Genomic DNA, 17,781 nt, shown 5'->3' on the forward strand with positions numbered 1-17,781 from the left:
CATGCTACCGACTATGGTACTGCTTGTATTATTGCTAGGGCATATAATTATTGCCTATATTCTCTATCGGCAGATGCTTGTCCGTAAAGTTTCAATTAATCCTATTTTGTGGATACCCATTCTCATACTTCCCTATTTGGGGCCTGTGGCGGTAACCATTTCCTATTGGTTGATGTCTAAGCAATCAAGAAGTCAGAAAATTGAAATAGGCCAAGAGGATGTTTTAGAGCTAGAGGACCAAGTGTTAGAAGCAGAAGTCGAGGACGAAGACTCCGTTGATCTTCGAGCGTCTGAAGATGTCAGGCAGTGGGTACCGATTGAGGAGGCATTATTACTCAATGATTCGATTACTAAACGCGAATTGATGATGAGTATGCTTAAAGACCAACCAAGCAACGTAGTGGCTTTGTTACAAGAAGCACGAATGAATGAGGATGTTGAAGTGGTCCATTACGCAACGGTTATGTTAGCGGAATTACACAAAGACTATGACCTCAAAGTGCATCAACTTAAAGAAGAATTAGCTAAGCAACCTGATAATCTTGCCATTTTAGAAGAACTTTGTTTAGTTTTAGAGGATTATTTGATGTCTGGTTTAGTAGCTGGCAAATTTGCTGAGAGCTCTCGACATCAGTATATTGATTTATTACGACGAAAGGTGGCGCTTAGTCACGAGCTTAACGACTATATCCGTTTAGGGAAGCAGTACTTAGCTTTAGGGGAAGAACAACGCGTGCGGCAAGTTCTAGAATACTGTCAGATTAATTGGCCAACAGATGAGTCTTACCGCATGTTTCAATTTCAAGCCTTAGTCGCTCAAGGGGATCGACTAGGCTTACAACAATTTTTTCAAGATATTGACACTTGTCGTGTGTATTTTTCACACCATAATCGTCAGGTCATTCATTTTTGGCGGCAACAAGTGTAGTAGGGGGACACTATGAAAGAATGGAAACAATTTCGGTATTGGGGGATTTTCTTAGTATTTATTGGTTTTCTGGGATTATCTGTAGCCTTATTTATTGAGCGGCAAGGGATAGGCTATCAAATTCCAGAACAAGCCTATACCTATCTTACAGGAGCAGTAGTGACTGCCGATCAGGCTCAGTCACAAGTACCAGTCAATACCCTTGTGGTAACGGACAGTCGTGACCCATCGAGTATGCTGGCTAAAGAACAGTTTCAACAAATTTTTAAGGATATGAAAGTAGGCTATAATTTAATTGATATAGCCACGGAATCTTTTCCTGATGTCAAGAGTTACGAGAAGGTTGTAATGCTTGTTTCGCAACTTGATGATTTAGACCAAGAATTAATTGCCCTACGTGATTGGGTTGAGTCGGGGGGCTATGTTCAATTTGCCCTAACACTTCAAAAATCCAGTCATCTGTCTCTAATCGAGCAAGCTTTGGGGATTAAACAATCACAAGCTGAGCATGGTCTTGTAGACAAGCTCTATATCGAACCGGACTTCATGATTGGAGGGGGACGTGAGTATATTATCGAAGAACCATTTGATTCTGCACTCAAAGTTGACTTGTCTGAAAAGGCCAAGGTTCACGTTAGTCGTAAGGAAGGTCCTGGTGTCTTGCCTTTAATTTGGGAACATACCTATGGCAAGGGCAAGTTTGTCATCGATAACTTTGGTATCTATAACAAGGTGACTCGGGGACTCTATGCAGCTTCCTATAACCTTTTGGGTAAGGTGGCCAGCTATCCTGTTATTAATGGTTCGGTCTTCTACTTAGATGATTTCCCTGCGCCAGTTCCAAGTGGTGATGGCAAGTATGTTAAACGGGACTATAACCTCAATGTTGCTGATTTCTATACCAATATTTGGTGGGTAGATATGCTGAGTTTTGTCGATAAGTATGGGATTAAATATACCGGAGCAACCATTGAAAACTATGAAGATGACACATCAGGGAATGTTCACGGCCAAGATGATATTTCTCGTTTCGTTTATTTTGGTAATATGCTCCTAAGATCAGGTGGAGAAATTGGCTACCATGGTTATAATCACCAGCCTTTATCTCCTAAGTCTCTGGACTATAAAGGTGTATATTCTTATCATACCTGGGAAGAATCGGCTATGGTATCAGCAATGAAAGAGTTAGTGCGTTTTAACGAAGAACTTTTTCCTAATGTAGAGAAGTCAGTCTATGTACCACCTTCCAATGTTCTATCGGCGGAAGGGCGCAAGGTATTGGTGGAGGAAATTCCAGAAATTAAAACGATAGCTAGTAGCTATTTCCCTGGTGATTTCGCCTATGACCAAGAATTTGAATGGGCGTCAGATGGCATGGTCGAGCAGCCACGGATTATTTCGGGTGGGATGCTAGACGATTTTATGCAGTTGGCTGCATTCTCTGAACTGAACATGCATTTTGTCAACAGTCACTTTATCCATCCAGATGATACCTTAGATGTGGACCGTGGAGCTGAGTTGGGTTGGGCTGTGCTTAAAAGTAACCTAGAGCACTACATTAGTTGGCTCAAGTCGTCTGCACCTGATTTAAGAGATTTGACAGGCTCCCAGCTATCAGGTGCTATACAACGCTATTCGGCCTTAGTTCCTAAGCAAGAACGTACAGCCACAGGAATAGAATGGACATTTGACCATTTCTATGATGAGGTTTACCTCTTTGTACGTATCAATGAAGGCCAAGTGGGAAGTCATGTAAATGGTGGTACTTTGACGCACTTAACAGGGAACCTCTATCTGCTGAAAGCAACGCAGGCCAAAGTAACCATGGACTGGAGTGAGGAATAAGGATGAGAATTTGTTTGATTTTAGAAGGAAGCTATCCTTATGTCCATGGTGGGGTCTCAACTTGGATGCATCAATACATCCAAAATATGCCTCAACACGAATTTGTACTCTGGGTGATTGGGGCTAAGGCTAAGGAAAAAGGCCAGTTCGTCTACCAAATGTTAGATAATGTGGTTGAAGTGCATGAAGTCTTCTTAGATGATGCCTTACAATTAGCGCCAAGTAAGCGACTCTTTGATTACCGTTTCAGCAAAGAAGAGTTAGACGCTCTCAGACAACTTATGGAAACTGGGCGTCCAGATTGGGAGGTTTTATGCCGCCTCTATCAAGATAAGCAGCTGAATCCAGTTGATTTCTTGCAAAGTGAGAGTTTTCTGGAGATGATGGTGGTTATGTGTCAGGAGCAGTATGCCTATAATGCCTTTGCAGAAGTATTCCACACTATTCGGTCTATGCTCTTACCGGTTTTCTATCTCTTAGGTCAAGAAGTACCACAGGCAGATGTCTATCATGCTATTTCGACAGGTTATAGTGGTATTCTGGCGCTGTTAGGGCAATATCGTTACGATCGACCAATTTTATTAACAGAGCATGGTATCTATACCCGTGAGCGAGAAGAGGAGATTATTCGCTCTAACTGGGTCTTGCCAAGTATGAAGGACCATTGGATTAAGTTTTTCTATATGCTGTCGGACATTATTTATAGCCGGGCTCAAATTATATCTAGCCTTTTCACCAAGGCTCGCCTAACCCAAATTGAGATAGGTTGTGATCCAGACCGTTGTCGGGTGGTAGAAAATGGGATTGATTTCCAACGCTTTTCTTCCGTACCGGCTAAAATTCCAGATGGACGAGTAGATATCGGAGCAGTCGTGCGTTTGGCTCCTATCAAGGACATTAAGACCATGCTTTATGCTTTCTACGAATTAAGTAACCGTCTTGATAATGTCCGCCTCCATATTATGGGGGGCGTGGACGATGAAGAATATGCTCAAGAATGCTATGACCTAGTTAAGCAAATGCAGTTGGATAATGTTATCTTCACTGGCCGGGTAGATATTGTAACTTATATGGAAAATCTCGATTTTACGATTCTGACCAGTATCTCGGAGGCCCAGCCTTTATCTGTCTTGGAGTCGTTAGCCTCAGGCCGTCCTTGTGTCACGACCGATGTGGGTTGTTGCCGGGAATTATTAGAGGGTGGCCCAGGCGATGATTTGGGTTTAGCTGGTTATTGTGTTCCTCCTACTTATCAGAAAGGATTAGCCGATGCGATGGAACTCATGTGCCGGTCCCAAGAAGGACGATTAAAGATGGGGGCCATCGGCCGAGCACGTGTCGAGCGTTATTATCAATATGATCGGATGCTCAAGGGCTATCTAGCGATGTACGAGGAGGTGGAGGTCTAATGGCAGGGATTGGATTTGAATTAAGGAAAGTCTTTAACCAAAAGGGTCTCTTCTCTCGAGCTAAGGCATATGGCTATACTGGCGTAATCTATGCTGGTCCTATGATCCTAGGAGGGACTTTAATCTTTGGGATTTCCTATCTAGCAAATAGTGTGGGGCTTAATCGTGCTGATAGTAACTATTTGACTAGTATGATTACCTATGCTATTTTGTCGTCTTTGACAGTGAATTCATTTTTCTCTTACGCGGTGACTCGCTTCGCTTCTGATATGTTATATGAGGAAAAGGAAGCCTATCTTTTACCTTCTTTTTTGGGATCTTCTGCAACTATGATTGGCATAGGCGTCTTATTATATGGGCCATTCTTAATCCTATCAGGTGTGACAGTAGTGCAATTAGTTCTTAATCTCACCTTGTTTATGGAGTTGATTTTTGTCTGGAATGGGGTTCAATATTTGACTGCCTTGAAGGACTACAAGGCAATTTTACTAGCCTTTTTATCAGCCAGTCTTGTAACCTTTTTAGTAGGATGGTGCCTACTATCATTTAAGTTGCCAGTTTTGACCTCTCTATTATTTAGCGTCTGTGTAGGTTATGGCCTCATGTTTTTGGGGATTGTTTATCTCTTGTCACGATATTTTCCTTTAGATTTAGGAATGCTAGATGAGTCTTTTCTCTTCTTGAAATGGATTGATAAGTTCTTTGATTTGGCCTTAATTGGCTTCTGTCTGCATATCGGAATTTTTGGGCATATTCTTGTGGTCTGGTTAGGGCCATGGGGAAGTCCAGTAAGGGGACTTTTCTTTGCTTCTCAAGTCTATGATGTGCCGGTTCTGTTAGCCTTTTTGACCATACTGGTGACAACGATTAATTTTGCCTTGGCGACTGAGGTGCATTTCTATCCTAAGTATAAGCGTTACTATGGCTTATTTAACGAGAAGGGGACCTTGTCCGACATTAAAGAAGCAGAAGAAGAGATGTTGACAGTCATGATGCGTGAACTGATAGCACTGGCTTGGAAGCAGCTTTTTGTAACGATTCTAGCCATATCAGCAGGAAATGCACTCTTAGATGTCTTACCCTTGGGAATTAATGACCTCATGCGAGGTTATTTCCGTATTTTATGCGTAGGCTACGGGATTTATGCCATTGCCAACGTTATCTTGTCTATTTTGTTATACTTTACGGATTATAAAGGTGCTTTGATTGCTGCAGCGAGCTTCGCAATTGCATCGCCACTTTTAACGTTTGTATCTCAATACTTTAATCGTGCCTTTCTTGGATTTGGTTTTTTGGTGGCTGCTGCAATTTTCTTCCTAATTGCCTTGTGGCGCCTAGATCGCTTCACCAAGAAATTAATGTACTATACACTGAGTGCACAACCTATGACACTTGTGGTGCACCATGGTTTCTTCAGTCGGCTTTACGACTATCTGAAAGGGGTGGGGTCTCGTGCCTCTCAAAAAACCTAAAGGAAGGTTACTGATTTTATGCCTTGTAACCACATGCTTTATAGCAGCATGCGGGCAAGAGGAGACCAGTAACCAGTCGCTCTCTAATCAAGAAAAGACGGTTGAATTTGCCGAAAGCAATTATCATTTGCGCGATAAAGAGTTGCTTTACCAAGAAGATTCTCAATCAGTCAAAACGCTCTACCTAACGATTAAATCGGGAGATGCAGCGGAGAATACCAACCATACTTGGGAAGAGATTAATACCTACTCTGTTTATGATTATGAGAAATGGGGTCTTCCACGTTACCAAGTGGCTGCCCTCTTGCAAGCCGGTGACGATACAGGTCCCTTGGCTGGGGAATTGGGCTACAGTGAGACGGTGCCTAATGCCACTGTTCAGGTTCGGGGACAGACGTCCAGTCGTAACCAACAGAAAAACTACAAGATTAAGCTCAAAAGGAATAAGGGGAGCTGGCAGGGTCAGCGAACCATCAACCTCAATAAGCACCAGACAGATGGGCTACGTTTCCGTAATAAATTAGCCTATGACTTGATTCGGGGCATTCCTCAATTAATTGGCTTACGTACACAATTTGTTCATCTCTATGTCAAGGATGAAAACGGCTCTGAGCCTGACAAATTCGTGGATTATGGTCTCTATACCCAAGTCGAGCAGCTCAATGGTAGTGGCCTTAAGGCTCATGGTCTTGATAGTAATGCTCAGCTCTATAAGGTTAATTTCTTTGAATTCCTACTATATGAAGATACTATTAAGCTAGAAGACGATCCCGATTTTGATCGAGTTGCATTCGAGAAACTCTTAGAAATTAAGGGGGATCGTGACCATCATAAGCTAATTGAGATGCTTCAGGCAGTGAATGATTTAGATCGGCCCATTGATCAGACCTTAGATACTTATTTTGATCGAGAAAATTTGACCTACTGGTTGGCTTTTCAAATTCTTATTGGCAACACGGATACGCAGAGTCGAAATGTCTATCTCTACAGTCCGCAGAATAGCCAGCGCTGGTATTTCATTCCTTGGGACCATGACTCGGCCTTCTTCAAGAAAGAATATGAAATTGAGAAGTTTGCGGGTAAGACTTCCTGGGAGTCTGGCATCAGCAACTATTGGGGGAATCGTCTCTTCCAACGTGCGCTCAAGTCGGCCACTTTCCGTCAGGAGCTAGATGATGCCATTCAAGATTTGAAAGGCAAGCTAAATCCAGATTACCTTAGCCAGGAAGTGGCTAAGTACCAAGAAACCGTCAAACCCTATGTTACCAAAGAGCCGGATAGCACCCACTTGGGATTGACTCCTAGTCAATATGATGAAGTAGCGGCAGCCATTCCTAAGGAAATTGAGAGCAACTATCAGGACTATCTAGATAGCCTTAAGAAGCCTATGCCATTCTTTATCGGGATACCTGAGAAGGACGAGAATGGCAAACTCAAGGTTCGTTGGGATGCGGCTTATGATTTGAATGGGCAAAAGATTACCTATAAGGTTGAGGTTGCTAAGGATTTCGAATTTAAAGAAATCATCCACACTGAGGAGGGTATTACTTTGTCTGAAACGGTTTTGGATATGCCAGAAAAAGGACACTATTTTGCCCGTGTGACGGCTACTAATGAAGCTGGCGAGACACGCCATGCCTTCGACTACTATGTCACAGAAGTCGGTAAACACTTCGGCGTTAAGAGCTTCTTCATTCAGTCAAATGGGAAGATTAGTGAGGATGTTTATGAAGAATAAGTTATTAAACACCTTATGGGGCAAGTCTCAAAGCTTGACTTGGCAAGAAGACAGTCAAGCGCCAGGAGAGCCTTATCGGCATGAGAATAAGTATCTGATTTCCTATCATGATCAAGACAACTTGCGGCGCCGCCTGTCACCCGTTTTGGCCCTAGACAAGCATGTCAAGGGTGGCAGCTATACCATTCGGAGTCTCTATTTTGATGATTACTGGCAATCTGCCTACGAAGAAAAAGACGCAGGGGTTCTGATGCGGAAGAAGTATCGGATTCGTATTTACAATTATCAGGACCACTATATTCGACTTGAACGCAAGAAGAAATTCGGTGCCTATATCTACAAGGAAAGTGCGCCTCTGACGCGGGCTCAGGTAGAGGATATCTTGCTGGGTAACTATGATTTTCTTAAGCACAGCCCGCATTCTCTAGCGCGTGAGTTCTATATCGAATGTGTGACCAATATGATGCGTCCGCGCGTCATTGTGGACTACGAACGAGAGCCTTGGATTCTGGATGCTGGAACTGTGCGGGTAACCTTCGATACAGATGTTCGAGCAGCAGTCGGTTCCTTTGATATTTTTGATGCTAAGTTGCCTAGCTTGCCAGTCTTACCACCTGACAAGTTGATTTTAGAAGTCAAATATACGGAACTTATGCCGCAAATCGTGCGTCAGTTGGTGCCGACTGGAGCCTTGGAATATACGGCAGTCTCTAAATATGTGCTCTGCTATGAAAAGACAGCCTATAAACATGGCTTCAATTATTGGTTCGACCATGAGCATTTCTAATGTGGTCGATGAAGGAGGAGTTTTGAATGAATACTAGCGTTCAAGACGTTATTAAACGATCATTTATCGAAACTCAGCGCTTTGCTGCTGAAAATTTGCCCAAGTTGATTGGCTCGCTCTTGCTGGCCTTTGTTATGGGCTGCATTATCTACTTTGTCTATCGGCGCTTTTATACTGGCGTGGTCTTCTCGCGTAGCTTCGCGGTGACGCTAGTTGGGATGACGGTGCTGACTTGTATGGTGACTTTGGCCATTTCGACCAACGTGGTCATTTCCTTGGGGATGGTCGGGGCCCTGTCCATCGTGCGTTATCGGACGGCGGTTAAGGATCCCATGGACTTGCTCTATCTCTTTTGGGCCATTACCTCGGGCATTACGCTAGGGGCCGGTATGTTTGTGCTGTCGGTCTGTGCAGCCTTGATTGTGATTCTGATGATTGTGGTCTTCTATTTCCGTCAGGAGACGGGCAAGGTCTACATTGCAGTCATTCACTATAAAGGCCTGGAAACAGGGGATGCCATTGTGCAAGCCTTTGGCAAGATGAAGTTCTTCATCAAGTCTCGCACCATGCGCAAAGACGGCAGTATCGAAGCTGCTATCGAAGTCTTCTGTAAGTCACAAAACGACTTCCTCTTCATGGAGAAAATCCAAGCCCTTGAGGACGTGGAAGATGTGACCTTAATTCAGTACAATGGCGAGTATCACGGCTAAGAGATGAATAGTAGTCGTCCAGGAGGGGAAAGATGCGTCAATATTACTTTAGCGGGCTTGTTTTAGCCTGTTTACTCACAGTCAGTCTAATCCAGCCCAATCGAGTGAATGCACAAGACCAAGTCTTACGTCAGGCTAGCTTTGATTGGCAGGATTCTGGGTCAGGGAACCCGCTCATGGGCTATGCCCTCCAAGCTGAAAAATCCCAAGTAGATTCGGATATTCAACTTCTTTACGTCGATGTGACTTGGAAAGAATTGGAACCCCAAAAGGGGAAATATAATTTTGAAGCCATTGAGAAGGCCAATCAGTTTGAGCGTTGGCGCAAAGAAGGCAAGCATTTGGTTTTGCGCTTTGTGCTAGATTTACCTGGCCAGGACCGGCATCAAGATATTCCGGATTGGCTCTACCAAGACATTAAGGGGGCTGGTGACTGGTATCACACAGATTATGGCCAAGGTTTTTCACCAGACTATAGTCAAGAAGCCCTGATTAAAGCCCATGACAAGGCGGTGGCTGCCATGGGCCAGCGTTGGGGGCAGGATGGCTTTGTCTCCTTCATTGAGTTGGGCAGTGTCGGCCACTGGGGCGAGTGGCATGTCAACTATGAGAAGGGACTCAAAAGGTTACCGTCTGAAGACATTCTGGAACGTTACGTGGTGCCTTGGCGCACGGCCTTTCCTAAGACTCAGATTCTCATGCGCCGGCCTTTCAAATGGGGTCAGACCTATCAATTAGGACTCTATAACGACATGGTTGGCGAAGAAATCAATACTAGCCAGTGGTTGGAGTGGATTCAAGCTGGTGGAGTTTACGACCAGACTCAAAACAAGAGCTTGCTTGCCATGCCACAGGCTTGGAAGACCCTTGCCATTGGCGGCGAAATGACCAGCGCCCATTCCATGGAAGACCTGATGGGGTCACGACTCCAGGAAGTCTTGAAGCATGTTAAAGCCTCACATATGACCTTTATTGGGCCAAAGGCGCCTAAAGCTGATTTAGGTCAGGCAGCCTATAAGCAAATTCTGAGTCAACTTGGTTATCAAATCTATGTCTCTCAGGCTCAGCTAGAGCAAAAGGGGCAAGAGCTGACTATGACCTTGACCTTTGAAAATAAGGGAGCAGCGCCTTTCTACTATGACTGGCCGCTATACCTCTACCTTCAAGATAATGAGGGCAAAGAGCTTAAAAAGATTGAAGTGCCACTGGCCTTGTCCAAGCTAGTGCCAGGGCGACAAGAGAAGGTGAGTGTGGCCTTAAATCTCTCGGGCCAAGAAAGTTCTCAGGCAGGGCATTATCAATACAGTCTAGGCATTGTGGACCCTATGACTGGTAAGGATGCTCTGCGTTTGGCTATGCCAGGCTACGATGATCAGACGGGTCGGACGATTCTTTTCCCTGCCCAATAGGATTAAGCAAGTCGCTTGGCTGCGACGGAGGCCTGAGCTATAATAGAGGGGTATTTGCTAGACTATCAGGAGGAAACGTCATGTCAGCCAAGATTACCATGCCCTTGGATAAAGCCAGGGTGATTGTCAAGAGAATCCAAGCCCTATATCCGGATGCCCACTGCGAACTCATCCATGACAATGTCTTTCAATTATTGATTGCGGTCATGTTGAGTGCTCAAGCCACTGACGTCTCAGTCAATAAGGTGACGCCGGCCTTGTTTGAACGCTTTCCGACACCGGAAGCCTTCTTGCAGGCTTCGCCTAAAGAAATAGAGCCCTATATCCAAACCATTGGCCTATATCGCAACAAGGCCAAGTTTATCTATCAATGTTGTGAGCAGTTGATGCAGCGCTATGGTGGGGAAGTACCTAGAACCCGCAAAGAGCTCATGGACTTGGCTGGGGTTGGGCGAAAAACTGCTAATGTGGTCTTGGCCGTAGGCTTTGGCATTCCGGCCTTGGCGGTGGACACTCATGTGGATCGGGTAGCCAAACGTTTAGGTTTTGTGCCAGCCAATGCCACACCTTTGGAGGTAGAGGAAGCCTTGATGGAAATTATCCCCAAGGAAGATTGGGCTCAGGCCCACCATGCCATTCTCTTTTTCGGCCGCTACTACAGTACCGCTAAGAATCCTAAGCCCATAGACTTTCTCTTTGAAGGCTTAGAATAATGAATGAAATAAGTCAAGACCCTGGCAGTTGGAAGTAGCTCTAACTGTCAGGGTCTTTTGGGTAAAAAAACTCCCATTATATCCTATATGATATAATGGGAGTGGATGAGCTTATTTTTTGCGTGGTTGGTAGTGATAGTTAGGATCTAGTTGATGATCTAATTTGGCGAATTCTTCAGCCAATTGGGCATCAATTTGAGCCAACTTGTCCTTATCGTACTTAACGCCTTCTTGGTAAGGGATTGGGGCGCCAAAGGCAATTTTACAGCGACGGCGCAAGAAGAATTGCTTGAAGCCAATAGGTGGTTGGATGGCACAAGGCACGATGGCTTGCTTGCTGAGTTTTTGGATGAAGGCTGTCCCGCCCTTAATCTCAGTAGTATGACGAGAGCCTGAAGGGAAGATTCCTAGAATCTTGCCATCTTCATTCATAATCTTAACCGCATGTTTGATAGTGCTGGTTGAGGGTTTGTCGCGATTGACGGGGAAGACATTGACCTTACGGAAGAGCCAGCCCAGTGGCTTGAACTTGAAGAGACTTTCCTTGGCCATAAAGGCAATCTGATGAGGATAGGTCTCGAAGGCAACAAACAAGGGGTCAGTCAAAGACCGGTGGGTTGCGGCAATAATGTAGGGTTGATCCTTAGGAAGATTCTCTAAGCCTTGGACCACTTCACGGCCATTGATTAGGCGGAAAATGAAGCGGATAAGAGTTAACAAGAAATTATATAGCATAAGTAGCTCCTTCACTCAATATATGTTACTATCATCATATCAAGTCATGGAGCGAAACTCAAGTGAGGAAGTGAGTGAGATGAAAAAATACCCTCTAGTTTTGGGGCTTTTAGCCCTAATTTCTCTAGGTGCAAGTAATCAGCTAGTGCAGGCAGCACCTCAGGCTGACTATGAAGTGCTAGCTCAATATGAGCGAGATGATCGTTGGTTTACCCAAGGTTTGGAAGTAAGTCCTGAGGGCCAATTGCTTATGTCGACAGGCCAATACGGCGATTCTGTTGTAGGCGTCTTGAATTTGGAGACGGGCCAGCTAGAAGTTAAGGATCGACTAGACCGTCAAGTCTTTGGTGAGGGGCTAACCCAGACGCCGGATGCAGTCTGGCAGATTAGCTACAAGGAAGGTCTAGCCTACAAGCGAGACCCTAAGACCCTGGCCATTTTGGAAACCTTCCACTATGAGGGGGAAGGTTGGGGCCTGGCCTATGATGACAGCCGCGACAGTCTCTGGATGACTAATGGCTCCACTAAGTTACAGGAACGAGATCCTAAAAACTTTGAGCTCAAGCGCGAGGTGACTGTGACGGACCAGGGTAAGCCTATTAAATGGCTCAATGAATTAGAATTCGTCGATGGCAAGCTCTACGGCAATATTTGGCAGAGCCCTTTTATTGTAAAATTGGACCCTGAGACGGGCGTCATTGAGAGCCAGTATGACTTTACGTCACTGATTAAAGAACATAAACTAGAAGCTCAGTTGACACCGGGTGGTAAACCTGATGTGCTCAATGGCATCGCCCATATTGAAGGGGACCGCTTCTATGTGACCGGCAAGTACTATCCCTATGTCTTTGAAGTACGCTTAAAATAAGGAGGCCCCCCTATGACCAACGTGACAGATTTAAAAGCTAGCTTGCGGCAAGCTACCCTAGCAGCCCTTAAGTCCATGCCTGCTACTAGTCGCCAGCAATTAACGGATGATTTATGGCAACAGTTTTTGGCTGTATTGGCGGACGAAGGCTATCAGCGCATCGGCCTCTATTATGGCGTGGGAGAAGAAGTGCCAACGGCCAAGTGGCTAGATACTTTGGTAGACTTAGGCTATCAAGTTTTCCTGCCGCGCATGATGCCTAAGCGAGGCTTAGATTTCTGTCTATATCATGGGCAAGGGAGCTTGGAACAAGTTTTCCGTGGCATCTACCAACCCAGTCAGGCGGAGCCAGCAGTGGCTATGGCTAGCTTAGACCTCTTGGTTGTGCCGGGCCTAGCCTTCCGGTCGGATGGCCAGCGGATTGGCTTTGGTGGCGGTTATTATGATCGCCTCTTAGCTCAGATTGAGACGCCAACGCTGAGTCTGGTCTTGCCTTGTCAATATTATGAACAGACGGCTTGGCAGGCGGAGGGTCATGACCAGGCAGTGGGGCGTTTATTGTTAGCGCGCTCATTGAATCAGCCCTAGGCGAAAAGCCAAAAATAAGGTATAATAATTGGGAACGATTTAGAGGACGGAGGGTATTATGGAAATCAAACGAACCTGGCGCCGAATTCAACGCGGTCCCTGGGTGACCTACCTCTTTTTATTGGTGTGTGTCGCCATGTTTATTGGCACCTTTGGCTTAACTCGAACTGGACTGAACTGGTACCGAGCCTTGCTTCTACTGGGAGCTAAATATAATATTGCGATTGTTCTTGGGAATGAATGGTGGCGGCTAGTGACGGCTGTCTTCTTGCACGCTGACTTGCAACATATCGCCTTGAACAGTGTGTCTTTCTATTTTTTAGGTCAAGAATTAGAGCCTCTGATGGGCAAATGGCGCTTCTTGCTACTAAGTTTAGGGGCGGGGATTGGCGGCAATATCGTCTCCTTTGCCTTTTCTAATAGTGTCTCAATCGGGGCTAGTGGGGCGGTCTTTGGACTCTTTGCTAGTTATCTGGCCTTATCTTATCTCTATCCAGACTCATACAGTCTGAGTGCAAGAGCCCAGAACTATGCGGCCTTAATCGTGATTAACTTAGTCTTTTCCTTCCTGTCACCAGGCATTGACTTTTTTGGCCACTTGGGTGGCGCCTTCTATGGGGTAGGCTTGACCTATGTCTTGCAGCTGCCACATTCTTTCCGCCGTACTTGGTGGCATCGCCTCTTGGTTCTGCTAGTCATCCTGGCTATCAGCGCCGGCCTGATTTATTTTGGAATTGTTAAATTCAATAATAGCCTTATCTATCGCTAGGAGTGAGATTTATGTCAAAGAAAATTTTAGGTATTGATTTAGGCGGGACTTCCGTCAAGTTTGCGATTATTTCCTCAGAAGGGGAAATTCAGGAAAAATGGACCATTGGAACCAACATCCTAGAGGATGGTAAGCACATCGTGCCTTCTATTATCCAGTCCATTCAAGAACATATGGAACGTTATGGCCTTACCAAAGATGACTTCTTAGGGATTGGCATGGGCTCACCAGGTAAGGTGGATGCGCAAGCGGGGACGGTAATCGGGGCTTTCAACCTTAACTGGCGGACCCTACAACGCCTGAAAGATGCCTTTGAAGCAGCCTTGGAGATGCCTTTCTTCCTTGATAATGATGCCAACGTGGCAGCCTTAGGTGAACAGTGGAAAGGGGCCGGTAATGGCGAAGCCAATGTGGTCATGTTTACCCTGGGAACAGGTGTTGGGGGCGGTATCGTCTCTGGCGGCCAAATGGTGCGCGGTGCCAACGGGGCAGCTGGGGAAGTCGGCCATATCACGGTCGAAACGACGGACCCAATTCCATGTACCTGCGGGAAGCCAGGTTGCTTGGAGACAGTCGCTTCAGCCACTGGTATTGTCAATCTAGCCCGTAAGTTTGCCGAAGAATATGCCGGTGACTCACCAATTAAGGCAGCCGTTGATAATGGCGATGACCTTTCTTCTAAATTGATTTTTGATGCGGCTAAGGAAGGCGACTTCTTCGCTAACCACATTGTGGATATGTTCGCGCGCTATTTAGGTTTGGCTTGTTCTCATGTGGCCAATACCCTCAACCCTTCTAAGATTGTGGTGGGTGGCGGGGTATCCGCAGCCGGAACCTTCCTTTTGGACAAAATCCAGGTATTTTTCAATCAATATGTCTTCCCACCAATTAAAGACACCACCCAGCTTGTCTTGGCAGAATTAGGGAATGATGCTGGGGTCATCGGGGCAGCCCAATTAGTACGTCTTGCCCTAAATAAGGATTAGGAGTAGAAGCATGCAAATTCTGAATTTTATTACTGTTGTTTTATTAAGTATTATTGTGATTTACACCCTCTATTATGGGATCTTGTGGGGCATGGGCCGTTATGCCGCCAAAGCCATTAAGCAAGAAGACCTGATTGCAGCAGGGCGTAAGGGGCAATTAATCGATGTTCGTGAAGCGGCTGAGTTTGAGGCGCGTCATATCTTAGGGGCACGTAATATCCCAAGTTCTCAATTCAAGATGCGCTTCAAGGAAATCCGTAAGGACCAAGCTATTTACCTAGTAGACGAGGCTTTCGGGACCGCCCAACGTGCAGCTTTCCGTCTCAAACGCAACGGCTATAACGACATTTACATCCTTAAGGGTGGGATGACTGAGTGGACGGGTAAGGTTAAGACTGCCAAAGGAAAGTAGGCAACTAGCATGCGGATTCTTTGTTTTGGTGACAGCAATACCTGGGGCCTCAATCCCCTTAATGCCAGTCGCCATCCCAAGCGCTGGACCCGTGTCTTGGCAGCTTTGCGGCCAGAGGATGAAGTTATCGAAGAAGGGCTCAATGGCCGAACGGTCAATAGCCCCGACCATAAGAATCCTGAGCGACACGGCATGACGGCCTTGCCAATGGTCATGCAATCCCATGCTCCGCTGGATCAGGTAGTCATCATGTTGGGAACCAATGAGTTCAAGCGTCATTTTGGCAAATGCGCCAATCAGATTGCCTTAGGTATTGGGGAAATGATTAAGTACATTCAGAATCCTGCTAACTGGGCTCATCAGGCTCCACCCAAAATTTTGGTGGTATCTCCTATCGTGGTGGGGCGCGGCCTGATGAACCATCCCGAATTCCTCTACCAGGAAATTGATGAGTATGGCATTATGCAATCAGAATACCTAGCCAATATCTTGGAAAGAATTTGTGACCAGTACGGCGTTGCCTTCTTAGATGCTAAAACCGTGGCCCAACCTTCCAATATCGACTTCGTTCACATGGACGAGGAAAATCATCAAGCTTTAGGACAAGCTATTGCAGCCAAATTGGCGACATTATAAAGAAGAGACAAGCTTCTTCCCTAGATTTAGGGAAGGGGCTTTTTCTATTTCATAGGGTGCAAGTTCATTGACAAAACGAACATACGTTCGTATACTTAAGATGAGGTGAATACAATGGCAATGAATACAAATTATCATGACCGCGGCATGAAGAAGTGGCAGCCGTTTTTCTCCAGCCCTCATTTGAAGGCCAGTGTTCTGGCTAATCGAGAGGAAGTTTTGGCGACTTATCAGGCGCCAGAGGTCATGACCGAGTCCGAAATTGATGCTCAACTCCAGCGGGCTTTCCAAGAAAGACTGAGGGTTAAGGTGACCCTCAATGTCCAGGTAGCAGAGCGCCATGCTTACTATATGGGGCAGGTCATTGGACGGGCGGATCAGTTTGTCCTCATCGACAACTCACCGGTTGAATATGAGACCATCCGCCACGTCCAAGTCTATGAGCCGACCAAGTGGTGGGACCATGCTTGAGCGTGACCCTGACCTCTTCCCCAAACAGGACATTCTCTGCATTGACTGCAAGTCCTTCTTCGCCAGTATTGAATGCGTAGAAAGGGGACTGGACCCGCTGACGGCCAAGCTTTGCGTGGTCTCCAGGCCCCATCTCAAAGGAGGCTTGGTCCTGGCCAGCAGTCCCCGTATGAAGGCAGAATACGGCATCGGCACTGGCAGTCGAGTTTATGATTTACCTAAGCGGGATTGGGATATCGTCTTGGCGCCGGCGCGAATGAATCTTTATGTTCAGCGTAACCATGATATCAACCGAATTTTCCTCCAGTATGTGGCTTGGGAGGATTTGCATGTTTATTCGATTGACGAGGCTTTCCTGGATGTGGGGCGCAGTCATGCGCTCTTTGGCTCTAGCTATCAAATTGCCTGGCAGATTCAGCATGAAATTTACAAGCGCTATGGCCTGCCGACCTGTGTGGGTATAGGGGATAATCTGCTACTGGCCAAGCTTTGTTTGGATAATGTGGCCAAGTACCGGCCGCCTTATCTGGCTTATTGGTCCTATGCTAGGATTCCAGAGACTGTCTGGAAGATTGAAAAGCTCAGTGATTTCTGGGGGATTGGCCGTCGCACCCAGAGGTCATTAGAGGACATGGGGATTTACACCGTAAGGGATTTGGCTCATGCTGATTTGGGCAAACTCAAGGCCCGCTTTGGGGTCAAGGGGGCAGAACTCTATTATCACGCCAATGGGTTGGATGCCAGCGTCATACGTGAGGCTTATAGTCCTCAGAGCCAGGTCTATAGTGCTTCCCAGATTTTGGAAAGGAACTATCTGGACTATAGGCAAGTCGCCTTGGTGGTCCGAGAAATGGCTGATAACCTAGCTAGCCGCCTGCGACGAGAAGGGCGGATGACATCTTGTTTAGGCTTGGGTATAGGCTATGGCAAGGACATCGTCCCCAAACGATCGGGTGGTCAAATGACCTTTGAATTGACATCTAGCAGCAAGCAACTCATGGCCCACAGCCAGACCTTGCTCAAGCGTCACTATTTCCGCCTACCTGTTAAGAGCCTGCATCTGACCGTCAGTCACCTGCAGGCAGCTGGCCCAACCCAGCTCTCTCTCTTCCAAGACCCGGAACAGTCCGCCCAAGAAGAAAGGGCAGAACGTGTGGTGGATGCTGTTAGGGAACGCTATGGCTATGGAAGTTTAGTCCGCGCCAGCAGTCTCTTGCCGGGAGCTACGGCGATCCAAAGATCGGCTTTGATTGGGGGCCACTAGTTACCAAAAAGTACCTAATTGTTTTTTCCTGGCAAGCGAGC

Annotated in this window: 18 protein-coding genes; 17 read left to right on the top strand and 1 reads right to left on the bottom strand. The window is 46.1% G+C overall.

What is annotated here, in order from left to right; translation table 11 throughout:
- Nucleotide 1: 1 nt before the first annotated feature.
- The 9 genes from RWO08_RS02205 to nth all read left to right on the top strand — a co-directional run bounded on the left by RWO08_RS02205 (nucleotide 2) and on the right by nth (nucleotide 11,011).
- Nucleotides 2-928 (top strand): hypothetical protein, encoded by a 927-nt coding sequence (locus tag RWO08_RS02205; RefSeq protein ID WP_314211124.1) that lies wholly within the window; start codon nucleotides 2-4, stop codon nucleotides 926-928.
- Nucleotides 929-940: 12 nt separating this feature from the next.
- A complete protein-coding gene (locus tag RWO08_RS02210) occupies nucleotides 941-2,773 on the top strand; it encodes a DUF2194 domain-containing protein (protein ID WP_314211125.1) in 1,833 nt (610 codons plus the stop codon).
- 2 nt (nucleotides 2,774-2,775) lie between these two features.
- Complete coding sequence (gene pelF / locus RWO08_RS02215) at nucleotides 2,776-4,182, top strand: GT4 family glycosyltransferase PelF (RefSeq protein WP_314061985.1); 1,407 nt, start codon at nucleotides 2,776-2,778, stop codon at nucleotides 4,180-4,182.
- Nucleotides 4,182-5,654 carry an exopolysaccharide Pel transporter PelG gene (gene pelG, locus RWO08_RS02220; RefSeq protein WP_314061987.1) on the top strand — a complete coding sequence of 491 codons (1,473 nt, stop codon included), beginning with the start codon at nucleotides 4,182-4,184 and terminating at the stop codon, nucleotides 5,652-5,654. The genes pelF and pelG overlap by 1 nt, the downstream gene beginning before the upstream one ends.
- Nucleotides 5,635-7,392 carry a CotH kinase family protein gene (locus RWO08_RS02225; RefSeq protein WP_399495281.1) on the top strand — a complete coding sequence of 586 codons (1,758 nt, stop codon included), beginning with the start codon at nucleotides 5,635-5,637 and terminating at the stop codon, nucleotides 7,390-7,392. The genes pelG and RWO08_RS02225 overlap by 20 nt, the downstream gene beginning before the upstream one ends.
- The gene (locus tag RWO08_RS02230) at nucleotides 7,382-8,179 is read left to right on the top strand and encodes a polyphosphate polymerase domain-containing protein (protein ID WP_314061990.1); all 798 of its coding nucleotides are present in this window, start codon (nucleotides 7,382-7,384) and stop codon (nucleotides 8,177-8,179) included. The genes RWO08_RS02225 and RWO08_RS02230 overlap by 11 nt, the downstream gene beginning before the upstream one ends.
- A 26-nt stretch (nucleotides 8,180-8,205) precedes the next feature.
- The gene (locus RWO08_RS02235) at nucleotides 8,206-8,889 is read left to right on the top strand and encodes a DUF4956 domain-containing protein (protein WP_070755510.1); all 684 of its coding nucleotides are present in this window, start codon (nucleotides 8,206-8,208) and stop codon (nucleotides 8,887-8,889) included.
- 32 nt (nucleotides 8,890-8,921) lie between these two features.
- Nucleotides 8,922-10,298, top strand: coding sequence for a DUF4832 domain-containing protein (locus RWO08_RS02240; protein WP_314211126.1), 1,377 nt, complete (start codon nucleotides 8,922-8,924; stop codon nucleotides 10,296-10,298).
- 80 nt (nucleotides 10,299-10,378) lie between these two features.
- Nucleotides 10,379-11,011, top strand: a complete 633-nt coding sequence (nth, locus tag RWO08_RS02245; protein ID WP_023390722.1) for an endonuclease III — start codon at nucleotides 10,379-10,381, stop codon at nucleotides 11,009-11,011.
- A 111-nt stretch (nucleotides 11,012-11,122) separates the two neighbouring features.
- Here the strand turns inward: nth and RWO08_RS02250 are convergent, their stop codons facing one another.
- Nucleotides 11,123-11,746 (bottom strand): lysophospholipid acyltransferase family protein, encoded by a 624-nt coding sequence (locus tag RWO08_RS02250; RefSeq protein WP_314061995.1) that lies wholly within the window; start codon nucleotides 11,744-11,746, stop codon nucleotides 11,123-11,125.
- A 22-nt stretch (nucleotides 11,747-11,768) separates the two neighbouring features.
- Between RWO08_RS02250 and RWO08_RS02255 the strand changes: the two genes are divergently transcribed.
- From RWO08_RS02255 to RWO08_RS02290, 8 genes are all read left to right on the top strand, one after another.
- A complete protein-coding gene (locus RWO08_RS02255) occupies nucleotides 11,769-12,614 on the top strand; it encodes a glutaminyl-peptide cyclotransferase (RefSeq protein WP_314211127.1) in 846 nt (281 codons plus the stop codon).
- 12 nt (nucleotides 12,615-12,626) lie between these two features.
- On the top strand, nucleotides 12,627-13,202 hold the full coding sequence (locus tag RWO08_RS02260; protein WP_314061999.1) for a 5-formyltetrahydrofolate cyclo-ligase: 576 nt from the start codon (nucleotides 12,627-12,629) through the stop codon (nucleotides 13,200-13,202).
- 58 nt (nucleotides 13,203-13,260) lie between these two features.
- On the top strand, nucleotides 13,261-13,971 hold the full coding sequence (locus RWO08_RS02265; protein WP_314062001.1) for a rhomboid family intramembrane serine protease: 711 nt from the start codon (nucleotides 13,261-13,263) through the stop codon (nucleotides 13,969-13,971).
- Nucleotides 13,972-13,982: 11 nt separating this feature from the next.
- Entirely contained in the window at nucleotides 13,983-14,957 is a 975-nt protein-coding gene (locus RWO08_RS02270) for an ROK family glucokinase (protein WP_291454275.1), read from the top strand.
- 10 nt (nucleotides 14,958-14,967) lie between these two features.
- A complete protein-coding gene (locus tag RWO08_RS02275; RefSeq protein WP_070755516.1) occupies nucleotides 14,968-15,369 on the top strand; it encodes a rhodanese-like domain-containing protein in 402 nt (133 codons plus the stop codon).
- Nucleotides 15,370-15,378: 9 nt separating this feature from the next.
- The gene (locus RWO08_RS02280) at nucleotides 15,379-16,005 is read left to right on the top strand and encodes an SGNH/GDSL hydrolase family protein (RefSeq protein WP_314062004.1); all 627 of its coding nucleotides are present in this window, start codon (nucleotides 15,379-15,381) and stop codon (nucleotides 16,003-16,005) included.
- A gap of 114 nt (nucleotides 16,006-16,119) precedes the next feature.
- Nucleotides 16,120-16,476 (top strand): hypothetical protein, encoded by a 357-nt coding sequence (locus tag RWO08_RS02285; RefSeq protein WP_023390714.1) that lies wholly within the window; start codon nucleotides 16,120-16,122, stop codon nucleotides 16,474-16,476.
- A complete protein-coding gene (locus RWO08_RS02290; protein ID WP_314211128.1) occupies nucleotides 16,445-17,740 on the top strand; it encodes a DNA polymerase thumb domain-containing protein in 1,296 nt (431 codons plus the stop codon). The genes RWO08_RS02285 and RWO08_RS02290 overlap by 32 nt, the downstream gene beginning before the upstream one ends.
- Nucleotides 17,741-17,781: the final 41 nt, after the last annotated feature.

Origin of the sequence: uncultured Abiotrophia sp. (genome assembly GCF_963520105.1) — a bacterium.
GTDB lineage: Bacteria > Bacillota > Bacilli > Lactobacillales > Aerococcaceae > Abiotrophia.